Below are 11838 nucleotides of genomic sequence, written 5' to 3' on the forward strand. Positions count from 1 at the left end.
TTCTTTGACTTTCTGATTATTCTATTCTTATCTGCTATAATTATCCTATATTATATGGAATATGGATTCGGGAGAGACCGGCACGGCGGTTGCGTGGACAGTGCCGGAGCGGGGGTGGACGTCTGCGGAGCCGCCGGGGGCTTTCCGATGGCGGTCAGCGCGTCGAGCGGAAATTGTCGGCGCGGGCCTGGATGAGCTTTTCGCCCGGCTCGACGTCGCGCGTCACCCAGAGGTTACCGCCGATGATGGCATTGTCGCCGATGGTGACGCGGCCCAGTATGGTTGAGTTGGAGTAGATGACGACGTTGTTGCCGATGATGGGGTGGCGGGGGATTCCCTTGACGGGGTTGTTGGAGTCGTCGGTCACGAAGCTCTTGGCTCCGAGGGTGACACCTTGATATATCTTGACATTGTCACCGATGATGGCCGTGGCTCCGATGACCACGCCCGTACCGTGGTCGATGACGAAACGTTCGCCTATCGTGGCTCCGGGATGGATGTCGATGCCCGTGTCGGAGTGGGCAAGTTCGGTAATCATGCGGGGGACGATGGGGACATCAAGCCGCAACAGGCAGTGGGCGATGCGGTAGCTCATCGTGGCGCGGAACCCGGGGTAACAGGCAATGACCTCGTGGGTCGAGACGGCTGCGGGGTCGCCGAGATATGTCGCGTCAATGTCGGTGTCGAGGATGTGGCGGAGGGCCGGGAGACTGTCGATGAAGGATTCGGCGCAGAGCGCGGCGCGGTCGCGGATGACGGTCAGTGACCTGTCGCAGTTGTCGCCGTCGAAACACATTCCTGCGGAAATCTGTTCGACGAGCAAGTCATAGAGTTCGTGACATTCGAGAGTCATGACCGCGCGCATGACGGAGGATCCGCGGTCCCCTTCCGTAAAGAATCCGGGAAACATGAGGCGGGATGCAAGCTCGACTATACGGCGGACATCACTGTTGGACAGAAGAGGGTCACCCTCACCCGCGCGGGTGGGGCAGACGTGGCGCATCTCGTCTATGCTACACAGGTGACCTATCACCCGGTCGATGCTTGGCCTGTTGGTCAATGTCTGTTCTGCCATGATTTCAGTTTCGTTTCGGGATGTCAGGCGCGCTCCATTTTTATGATTCCATCTTGCAGCGGCATCGCCTCTGCGGGATGGAATGAATCAATTGTCGCGGCGCGCAATCCGCTCCCGGTTCCAATGATGCAAAGTTACTATTTTTTTGAGTGTCGGAAAACTTTATTGCTTATAAATTTTATTTGTTTGTGTGAATTAATCGGTAAGATTGTGTCGATATTTGGCGGTGTATTGGCGGATGAGGGAGGTGATGTAGACGGTGAAGAGGGGGAACATGACGATGCCTCCGACCGATAGGATGCAGCCGAGGATTTTGCCGGTGATGGTGACGGGGTAGATGTCGCAGCCGAGGGTGGTGGCGTTCATGCAGGCCCACCAGAGTGCGAGGCCGAAGTTGGTGACTTCGTGGTTTGCTCCGCTCTCGCAGTAGTAGAAAAGCAGGCTGCCAAGATAGATGAAGGATGCGAGGGAGACGATGTAGGACGCGAGGAAGGAGGTCAGTTTGTTTTGCGAGAAGGCGCCGACAACAATGGTCATGGCCATCACTCCACGGGCAAGGGGGATGAAGCGCACAAAGAATAGTGCTTCGCCACTGAGACGGATGTCGAGGATGTTGATGAGGTTGAGATAGGGGATGGACAGGAGGAAGTAGAGGAAATGGGAACGCAGATAGTGCCATTTGTTTTCCGACAGACCGAGTTCGAGGAAGAAGTCGGCCATGAAGATGACGCAGACCCAGAACTGGAAGGTCATGTAGCGGTGGTTTTCAAGGAAGTTGATTCCCTTGAAGGTGTCGACAGATATGAACACGATGAGTAGCACCGACAGGATTATGATGATCCACCGGAGAATGTCCATCAGATATTTGTGCAGTTTGCTTGTTCCCTCGTTGCTTGCCATAATATCATATATATAATAATGTGAGAACTGTAATGTGTGTATATGTTAAAATAACGCCTATACCGGTTGCTTGGTTGATTGGAAGTGCGGGATTAATTACGGGATTAAATGGATATAAAAAAGACTCACCCGCGTCCGGCTGACCGGATGCGGGTGAGTGGATTGTGTTGATGAAGTCTCTTTGCGGGAACCGTCAAGCAGCCCGCAGTAACCTTAATTAGAGGTTAGAGACGTTGAAACGTGCAAATTCGAGGTCGTTGGCAGCCTGCTTTGCGAGCTTGTTGTCAAGCTTGATGGCCTGACGGAGGTTAGAAGTAACCATCTGCTCGTTGTTGGTGCGGGCACCGAGAACGGCCATGAGGTAGTAAGTGGTAGCGTCGGGGTTCTGGATTGCAGAAAGGGTAGACTTAGCCTTGCTGTAGTCCTTGCTGAGGAGCTGTGCGAGAGCGGCGTTGTTGCTCTTGTCGTTGCCGAAGGCCTTGACAGCAGCATTTACATCACCCTGCTGGAGGTAGTAAACACCGAGGGCAGAACCGAGTTCGGGGATACCGCCGGCCTTGCCGAATGCCTGGTTGGCAGCCTTGAAGTCGTTGTTCACGAGAGCAACGAGACCCTGGTTCATCTGAACTTCAGGAGCAGAGGGGTTGATTGAGGCAGCCTTCTTGAAGTTAGAGAGAGCTCCGTCGAAGTCACCCTGCTGATAGAGAACCATACCGAGGTCGTTGAATCCGCGGTAGTCGTTGGGATAGTTCTTGGCAGCAGCAGCGTAGATGGATTTCTTGCGGTTGAGGTCGTCAGTGAGAGTGGCAGCATAGAGGATCTCGTCGATAGTGAGCGAAGAGGGGTTGCTGTCGAAAGCCTGGTTGATCTCAGCGTCGCTCTTTCCGATAACGTCGATAGAAGCAGTCAGACGAGAGTAGCGGAGACGGGGGAGGATAGTCTCGGCGAGTTCGTCGAATACGCTTGACATGTTGCGGATCTCACGGTCGCGGACTTCAGGATCCTTGTACATTTTGAGTACGCTGAGGATGAGGTCCTTGTCCTGGATGTTGCTTTCAGAAACGAGCTTCTGGAAGCCTTCCCAGTCTTCGGGAGTGAAGTTGGCAGTGAGTTCGCCGAATTCAGTGATGTTGTCTTTCTTGAGTTTCTTCTCGAGGTAGCCCTTGGTGTTGGTCTCACGCTTTTCAGCAAGCTGAGCGTTGAAATCGTAGGGACCGTCAGGTGAAGCGTAGGACTCGATGTTGAGTTCCTTGATTTCGCGACGGTTGTCAGCGTTAGCGTCGGCAACCTGCTGGTTCCAAGCCTTCATCTCGTCAGAGTTGAGCTGGCTGTCGCGGAGGTTGGCAACGTTGATAAGGAAGAGGATGTCAGCCTTGTACTTTTCGTTGATGATGCGCTGGAACTTGTCGGCTGAGAGGGCGGGGTCCACAGAAGCTGCGTCGGCGATGGCTGCAGTTGCGATAACGCCGTCGGCAACCTTCACGCGGGGAAGCACATACTGCTTGCCCTTCTGGTCAACGGTGAAGCCGAGGTAAAGCTCAGACTTCTGCATTTCGGGCTGGTAAACATAGTTTACGGGGATGGTCACTGTTCCGCCGTTGTCGTAGGAGATAACGCGGTTGTTGCCACGAACTTTCTCACCCTGGAATGTCATAGAGCTGCCTGCGAGTTCCTGGTTGTCGAAAGTAAGATAGGGAGTAACTGTCACGGTAGCATTCTTGACGAAGAACTTCGGGGGAATGTTGCCGGTTACGGTAGCGGGTACGTTCTGACCCACCACTTCGAGGGGATTGGGGTTGGTTGAGAAGTAATCAGCTGCAAACTGATTCATCTTCTTTCCGCAGCCGGTCAGCATGACTGCCGAGCCGAGAAGCATTGAGAAAGCGATTTTTTTGTCCATAGCAAAAAAAGTAGTTATAATTGTGACGAATTTATGCGTTTAAATATAGGCGGACGCAATTCAATAGCAAAGATACAACCTTTATTGTAAATAAACCAAATTTATGAAAATAATTGTGTGAAAAATGGATGATTTCGTAAATAAGTTGTACTTTTGTTTGTTGAATAATAGCATCGCTACGGCGGGGCACATCAAAAACCGTTTGTTTTCATTAGTTCTAATAAATTTTTTATAAGCAACACCAGCCGATGAGAAAATGGCGAATTGAAGACAGTGAGGAGCTGTATAACATCCAGGGATGGGGACGTAAGTATTTCTCCATTAATGAAAAAGGAAATGTGGCAGTGACACCCCGTGAGGGTTTCGCCTCCGTAGACCTCCGCGAAGTGATGGATGAGCTGCAGGTGCGCGACATCACATCGCCCGTGCTTCTGCGTTTCCCGGACATCCTGGACAACCGTATCGAGAAGATTTCCAATTGTTTTGCGGTTGCGTCGAAGGAGTATGACTACACTGCGCAGAACTACATCATCTATCCCATAAAGGTGAATCAGATGCGTCCCGTTGTGGAGGAAATCGTCACTCACGGCGAAAAGTTCAATATCGGTCTTGAGGCCGGTTCAAAACCTGAGCTTCATGCCGTCCTTGCCACAAACATCAAGGAAAACGCCCTTATCATCTGCAACGGCTACAAGGACCAGACCTATATCGAGCTTGCGCTGCTTGCCCAGAAGATGGGACGCCGCATATATATAGTGGTGGAAAAGCTCAACGAGCTCCGCATCATCGCCGATGCCGCCAAGCGTATAGGCATCGATCCCAACGTCGGCATCCGCATCAAGCTCGCATCGTCCGGTTCGGGCAAGTGGGAGACAAGCGGCGGAGACGTCTCGAAATTCGGACTCAATTCCTCCGAACTTCTCGAAGCGCTTGATTTCATGGAGCGCAACAAGATGAAGCATTGCCTCAAACTCATCCATTTCCATATCGGTAGCCAGATTACCAAGATCCGCCGCATCAAGACAGCCATCCGCGAGGCGGCGCAGTTCTATGTGCAGCTCACGCAGATGGGCTTCGACATCGACTTCATGGACATAGGCGGCGGTCTGGGCGTTGACTACGACGGCACCCGCAACTCCGCATCCGGAAGCTCGATGAACTACAGTATTCAGGAGTATGCCAACGATGCCGTCTCGACCATCGTCGACGCATGTGCCAAAAACAATATCAAGCAGCCCAATATCATCAACGAGAGCGGACGGTCGCTGACCGCCCATCACTCGGTGCTCGTTTTCGAGGTGCTTGAGACAACCCAGCTCCCCTTCTGGAAGGATTCAAAGGATATTCAGGATACCGACCATGAGCTTGCCAAGGAGCTTTACGAAATCTGGGACCGCCTTGACCAGCAGCGTCTTCTCGAAAGCTGGCATGATGCCCTCCAGATACGCGAGGAGGCCCTCGACCTGTTCAGCCTCGGTATGCTCGACCTCCGCACCCGTGCGCAGATTGAGGAACTGTTCTGGAGCATTGCCCGCGAGGTGGGCGACATCGCCGCCGGAATGAAACATGCTCCCGAGGAGCTTCGCAAGGTGGCAAAGATGGTGCCCGACAAATATTTCTGCAACTTCTCGCTCTTCCAGTCGCTGACCGACTCATGGGCCATCGACCAGGTGTTCCCGATTATCCCGCTCTCGCGTCTTGACGAGAAGCCCAACCGCACCTGCACGCTCCAGGACATCACCTGCGACAGCGACGGCAAGATTTCAAACTTCATCTCGACCCACGGTGGCGTGGCCAACTCGCTCCCCGTCCATCCCGTCAAGCCGGGTGAACCCTATTATCTCGGTGTGTTCCTTGTCGGTGCCTATCAGGAAATCCTCGGTGACATGCACAATCTCTTCGGCGACACGAATGCCGTGCATATCTCGGTTTACAAGGACCGCTATGAGATTGACCGCATCATCGACGGTGAGACCGTGGCCGATGTGCTTGACTACGTTCAGTTCAATCCCAAGAAACTCGTGCGCAATGTCGAGGCCTGGGTAACTGCCTCTATGAAGGCCGGAAAGATTACTCCCGACGAGGGTCGCGAATTCCTCAGCAACTACCGCTCCGGACTTTACGGCTATACATATATAGAAAAAGATTGACCGCTGTGGGACAGACGAGATATTTCATGCGTCTGGCCTACCGTGGCGCGCCTTTCCACGGTTGGCAGTGCCAGCCGGGGGAAGTGACGGTGCAGTCGGTGATTGAGGCGGCGCTGTCGACCATAATGCGTACCGACATGAAGATTGTCGGTGCGGGCCGTACCGACACTGGAGTCAATGCCCGCATGATGGTCGCACATTTCGATGTGGCCGAGCCTCTTGCGGAGCCGGGACAGCTTGTCAGGAAGCTCAATGCGCTCGTCGGCAAGGATATTGCCATCGAGGAGATTTATGAGGTGGGTCCGGAGAGCCATGCGCGCTTCGATGCCACTTCGCGCACCTATCATTACTATGCTGTCACCTCCAAGTCGCCGTTTTTCTATCCGCTGAGCTGGAAAGCTCCCGCCGGTCTCGATTTCGACAAGATGAACGAGGCTGCGGCTCTGCTGCTCGAAACCTCGGATTTCACTTCTTTTGCCAAACTCCATACGGATGCCAAGACCAATATCTGCCGCGTCACCAAGGCGCGGTGGGAACAGGTCGGGCCTGACGCATGGGTCTTTGTCATCACCGCCGACCGTTTTCTCCGCAATATGGTCAGGGCCGTGGTGGGTACGCTCGTGGAAGTGGGCCGTGGAAAGATGTCGGTCGAACGTTTCGCCGAGGTGATAGCCAAGAAGGACCGTTGCGCGGCCGGAACCTCGATGCCGGGCCATGCGCTCTATCTCTGGGATGTGACCTATCCCGAAGGAACACGCAGGTCGGTGGACGCATAGACAAAATTTGCAGGAAAAATACATTTGCAGGAAAGCACTCGCAGGAAGGGTACAAAAGGACAAAAGGTCAGAAGAAACAAAGAAAAGATATAATCCGTATGATAATCAGATGGTTATCGACTGCCTGTCAGATTGTGCGGATAAGATGATTTGAATGATGAATATAAATAATTGTGTTTCTTCTGATCTTTTTGTCCTTTTGTACCCTTCCTGCAACACATATTATCAACCATGAATTATAAACACATACTTTCGGAAATTGCAGCGGAGATAGAGCCGTTGCGTACAGTGGGCCGTCAGGCAGACTATATCCCAGCACTTGCAAAGGTCAATCCCGACCGTTTCGGCATCTGCATCACGACAACTCACGGCGATGTGATTGAATGGGGCGATGTCGACGAGCGTTTTTCAATCCAGAGTGTAACCAAGGTGTTCACTCTTTCAATGGCCCTCTCCATCATGGGTGAGAGACTGTGGGAGAGGGTGGGGAAGGAGCCTTCAGGGGCGGCTTTCAATTCTCTCATTCAGCTTGAACTCGACCGTGGAGTCCCGCGCAATCCGTTCATCAATGCCGGTGCGATAGTGGTGGCCGATGTGCTGCTGACGCAACTGGCCAATCCCGAGGCTGATTATCTTGACTTCGTCAGAAAAATTGCTTGTGACGACACCATTGACTATGACCGTGAGGTGGCCGCTTCAGAGCGTGAGAAAGGCTATATCAATGCTGCCATAGCCAATATGCTGAAGTATTACGGGAATCTTGAGAATGATATTGAGGAGGTGTTGCACTTCTATTTCCTGCAGTGTTCGGTAGAGATGAATTGCCGGCAGCTTTCGCGCGCTTTCCTTCCGTTTGCCGACCGCCACTCGGAGTTTTCCTTTGGCGATGTAAGGCTGACATCCTCACAAGTGAAGCGAATCAATGCCGTCATGCAGACATGCGGATTCTACAACGATGCCGGGGAGTATTCCTACCTCGTCGGTCTTCCCGGCAAGAGCGGTGTCGGAGGTGGCATAGGCGCGGTCTATCCGGGGAGATATGCCGTGGCCACATGGAGTCCGCGCCTCAATGAGAAAGGCAATTCCGTGATGGGCATGAAAGCCCTCGAGCTCCTCACAACCCATACCCGCGAGTCGATATTCTAAGCTGATTAATTTCAGCTTTGTAGGGACGCGCTGTAGCGCGTATGCCGGATGAAAGATACAATATGCTGCATTGTATATCCTTTTGTCATCCGGCATACGCGCTACAGCGCGTCCCTACAAACGGTTTGCAAAAAAATCCTGCCTGTTTTGCAAATTCGCACCTTTTCCGGGATTTCCGGTTTTAACTTTGCATCAAACTTAAAACCAAAAGACAATGGAAAACACCACAAATTACAAAAACAGCCGTTTCGGCACACGCAAAATAGGATGGGAATACGCGATAAGAGGGTTGAAACGCCGGTTAGCGGTACGAAAAACTTGTTTCAGACCACTCTATGAGAAACTCATGGAATGGTTATCAGTGATTGTTTGCGTCCGGGTGGCGGCGTTGAGAGTGCTATATGATTTCCCGTAGGAATCTTATGGAATCCTGTAGGTTTGCAATATCATTGTCCGCTATCAGCGCTCTATCGTAAGGCATAGATTGCATCGCGGGTTATTTCCGATTTCAGGAATGGGTTGAGACTCTTGCGGTCACGGACAATATCGACTGACTTTCCGAGTAGTGTTTCAAGATAGCGTTTCAGGCGTATTATGAGAAACATTTTTGCATCCATGTCCACGCAAACGTCAATGTCGCTGTCATCTCTCTGTTCGCCACGCGCAACCGAACCGAATATGCACAGAGATCGCACCCCGAAATCGTCGCGGAGCGTATGGGCGTTATGCCTCAGGATGTCGATATATTCATCACATGTTCTCATATTGCTTTTCTCGGTCGTTTTTACAAAGTTACAACAAATTTCCTTAATTCAAAGTTGCGGTTGGTAAATTATCCGGAAACTTCTGATGGAAATGTTCTTTTCCGGAACTATATGAAGCAGAGGATTATGAGTTGGGCGATGATTACGCGGCAGAACATCGAGAGGGGATAGACTGTGGCGTAGCTGACGGTTGCGTAGTCGCCCGGGACGATATCGTTGGCGTAGTTGAGGGCCATGGGGTTGGCCATGCTGCCACAGAGCATACCGCATGTGAGGCCGAAATCGAGGCGGAACATCTTCATGGCGACAGCTCCCATTATCAGGACCGGAATGACGGTGATGAGGAAGCCGAGTCCGATCCAAAGCAGTCCTTCCGAGCGCATGATGGTGTCGAGGAACTGCGCTCCCGCATCGAGTCCGAGACAGGCGAGATAGAGCGACAGTCCGATTCCGCGGAGCATGAGATTGGCACTGCGGGTGGTGTAGGTGACGAGGCGGAACTGCGGGCCGAAACGACCGATGAGTATGCCGATGATGATGGGACCACCGGCAAGACCGAGTTTGATTGGTGTGGATATGCCCGGGATGGCGATGGGGATTGAACCGACCACAAGGCCGAGCACAATACCGATGAAAATGGCACCGAGATTGGGGTCCTTCAGTTTGACTTCGGTGTTGCCGAGTATACGTTCGACCTTCTCGATGTCGGCAGCACTGCCCACGACATTTAGCACGTCGCCCAGTTGCAGGACGAGACCCGGAGTGGCGAGGAGATGCAGACCACTGCGGCTGATGCGGCTGATGTTGATGTGATACTGGTTGCGGAGGCGGAGCGATCCGAGTTTCTTGCCGTTGATTGATGAACGGCTGACGATGATGCGGCGCGAGATAAGCTGGTTGTCGATTGAATTCCAGTCGATGTCTTTCTTGTTCCAGTCGCGGGCCTCCTGCTTGCCGAAGAGCACTTTGAGTTTCGGACAGTCGGTCGGAGTGGTGATGACGAGCAGATGGTCATCTTTCTGCAATATCGTGTCGGAATCCGGGAGGCTCACATTCTCGTTTCTCCACAGACGGGAGATGACAAACGGCGTTTTCGTGACCTGTGAGATCTGGCGGACGGTCATGTCGTAGATGGCAGGATTGCAGACCTTGAATTCAGCGATGAAAGTGCCGTCAGGCTCTTCGGTTGCAGACGATAGCGGTGTCCCGGGCTTGATGAGGATTTTGCGTAAGGCTATTATTCCGAGGATTACGCCGACAACGCCGAGCGGATATGTCACCGCGCAGCTCAGGGCGGCACCGTTGGCCGACAGCCCCATCTGTTCGAGTGCCTGTTGGGCCGCACCGAGGGCAGGGGTGTTTGTCGTAGCGCCGCAGAGGATACCGGTAGCTTCCCCTATTGGTACGCCGAGACAGAGGCTGATGAGTATGGTCATGACTGTTCCGATGGCCAGCACTCCCAATCCGAGCAGGTTGAGCTGCAGTCCACCCTTGCGGAAGGAGCTGAAGAAACCGGGGCCGACTTTCAGACCAAGCTCGTAGACAAAGAGGACGAGGCCGAGATTCTCGGTGTAGTGCAGTATCGTCGGGTCGATTGAAAGGCCTATGTGACCTGCGAGAATTCCGGCAAAGAACACGAAAGTCACTCCGAGCGAGATTCCCCACACACGGATTTTACCCAATGCAAGCCCGACAGCGATGATGATTGAGATGACAATCACCGCCTGAAGGGCCGAATGGCTGAGAAATATGTCATAAATCCATTCCATGATGCAAAATTAGTAAATAATGCTTAAATTTGCAGACAAATCAGATATTTATAAACCCGTTTCATCCGTAACCCATATTATGATTACTCAGGAACAATTAAAAGAGACTTTTGAGCGCAAGTTGGCGCTGAGGAGGTATCTTTGACATCGACAGCAAGAAAATCCAGGTAGAGGAGGAAGAACTCCGCACACATGTGCCCGATTTCTGGGAGCACCCCAAGGAAGCTCAGGCACAGATGAAAAAAATCAAGGACCTTCAGGCATGGATTGAAGGCTATGAGGAGATTGACAAGACCGTCAACGAACTCGAACTCGCATGGGACTTCCTCAAGGAAGGTCTCGTGGAAGAGAGTGATATTGACGCTCTCTATGCCGACGCAATTTCCAAGATTGAGAAACTTGAGCTCCGCAACATGCTCCGCCGCGAGGAGGACAAGCTCGGCGTGGTTCTGAAAATCAACTCCGGTGCCGGTGGCACGGAGAGTCAGGACTGGGCTTCGATGCTCATGCGAATGTATCTCCGCTGGTGTGAGAGCCACGGCTACAAGACCTCAATCGCCAACCTTCTTGAAGGTGATGAGGCCGGTATCAAGTCATGTACCATCAATGTCGAGGGCGACTTTGCCTACGGCTATCTCAAGAGCGAGAACGGTGTCCACCGTCTCGTCCGCGTGTCGCCCTACAATGCACAGGGCAAGCGTATGACCTCATTTGCATCCGTATTCGTCACCCCGCTTGTCGACGATACCATCGAGGTCAAGGTCGATCCGGCGCTCCTGTCGTGGGACACCTTCCGTTCGGGTGGTGCCGGCGGTCAGAACGTCAACAAGGTGGAATCAGGTGTGCGTCTGCGCTACCAGTTCACCGACCCCTACACCGGCGAGCAGGAGGAAATTCTCATTGAGAACACCGAGACCCGCGACCAGCCCAAGAACAAGGAGAACGCTATGCGTCAACTCCGTTCAATCCTCTATGACAAGGAACTGCAACATCGTCTGCAGGAACAGGCAAAGATTGAGGCCGGAAAGATGAAAATCGAATGGGGTTCGCAGATACGCAGCTACGTCTTCGACGACCGCCGCGTCAAGGACCACCGCACCAACTATCAGACCAGCGACGTCGGAGGTGTGATGGACGGCGACCTCGATGCCTTCATCAAAGCCTACCTCATGGAATTCGCCGCCACCGAGGAGTAACCACAGGCGCCCTTAGCCCTCACAGGGGTTGGAAAATCCCATCCGGAGTCGGAAAATCTATTCGATGTCAGACTTGTCGGACTCGTCGGACAAGTCTGACAGGTCCGACCGGTCTGACAAGTCCGACAAGTCCGACCCGTCAGAAATCCCACCCAATCCCCC

9 protein-coding genes are annotated in these 11838 nt (G+C 52.8%); 4 read left to right on the forward strand and 5 right to left on the reverse strand.

Features of this window, described 5'->3' with window-relative positions; all coding sequences use genetic code 11:
* Nucleotides 1-154: 154 nt before the first annotated feature.
* The 3 genes from QZ310_RS08460 to QZ310_RS08470 all read right to left on the reverse strand — a co-directional run bounded on the left by QZ310_RS08460 (nt 155) and on the right by QZ310_RS08470 (nt 3875).
* Nucleotides 155-1075 (reverse strand): serine acetyltransferase, encoded by a 921-nt coding sequence (locus tag QZ310_RS08460; RefSeq protein ID WP_297072070.1) that lies wholly within the window; start codon nt 1073-1075, stop codon nt 155-157.
* A gap of 195 nt (nt 1076-1270) precedes the next feature.
* Nucleotides 1271-1975: a potassium channel family protein gene (locus QZ310_RS08465; RefSeq protein ID WP_297072071.1), complete on the reverse strand. Its 705-nt coding sequence runs from the start codon at nt 1973-1975 to the stop codon at nt 1271-1273.
* Nucleotides 1976-2192: 217 nt separating this feature from the next.
* A complete protein-coding gene (locus QZ310_RS08470; RefSeq protein WP_297072072.1) occupies nt 2193-3875 on the reverse strand; it encodes a tetratricopeptide repeat protein in 1683 nt (560 codons plus the stop codon).
* Nucleotides 3876-4123: 248 nt separating this feature from the next.
* Between QZ310_RS08470 and speA the strand changes: the two genes are divergently transcribed.
* From speA to QZ310_RS08485, 3 genes are all read left to right on the forward strand, one after another.
* Nucleotides 4124-6025: a biosynthetic arginine decarboxylase gene (speA, locus tag QZ310_RS08475; RefSeq protein WP_297072073.1), complete on the forward strand. Its 1902-nt coding sequence runs from the start codon at nt 4124-4126 to the stop codon at nt 6023-6025.
* 26 nt (nt 6026-6051) lie between these two features.
* The gene (gene truA / locus QZ310_RS08480) at nt 6052-6801 is read left to right on the forward strand and encodes a tRNA pseudouridine(38-40) synthase TruA (protein ID WP_297072094.1); all 750 of its coding nucleotides are present in this window, start codon (nt 6052-6054) and stop codon (nt 6799-6801) included.
* A gap of 231 nt (nt 6802-7032) precedes the next feature.
* The gene (locus QZ310_RS08485; RefSeq protein ID WP_297072074.1) at nt 7033-7947 is read left to right on the forward strand and encodes a glutaminase; all 915 of its coding nucleotides are present in this window, start codon (nt 7033-7035) and stop codon (nt 7945-7947) included.
* A gap of 467 nt (nt 7948-8414) precedes the next feature.
* Here the strand turns inward: QZ310_RS08485 and QZ310_RS08490 are convergent, their stop codons facing one another.
* Nucleotides 8415-8711 (reverse strand): nucleotidyltransferase family protein, encoded by a 297-nt coding sequence (locus QZ310_RS08490; RefSeq protein ID WP_297072075.1) that lies wholly within the window; start codon nt 8709-8711, stop codon nt 8415-8417.
* A 107-nt stretch (nt 8712-8818) separates the two neighbouring features.
* Nucleotides 8819-10480 (reverse strand): putative transporter, encoded by a 1662-nt coding sequence (locus tag QZ310_RS08495; RefSeq protein ID WP_297072076.1) that lies wholly within the window; start codon nt 10478-10480, stop codon nt 8819-8821.
* A 79-nt stretch (nt 10481-10559) separates the two neighbouring features.
* Here QZ310_RS08495 and prfB point away from each other — a divergent pair.
* A protein-coding gene (gene prfB, locus QZ310_RS08500) for a peptide chain release factor 2 (RefSeq protein WP_297072077.1) occupies nt 10560-11676 on the forward strand; the annotation gives its coding sequence in 2 pieces (ribosomal slippage) (nt 10560-10622 and nt 10624-11676; 1116 coding nt in all).
* Nucleotides 11677-11838 lie beyond the last annotated feature (162 nt).

The organism is uncultured Duncaniella sp., from assembly GCF_910577345.1.
GTDB lineage: Bacteria > Bacteroidota > Bacteroidia > Bacteroidales > Muribaculaceae > Duncaniella.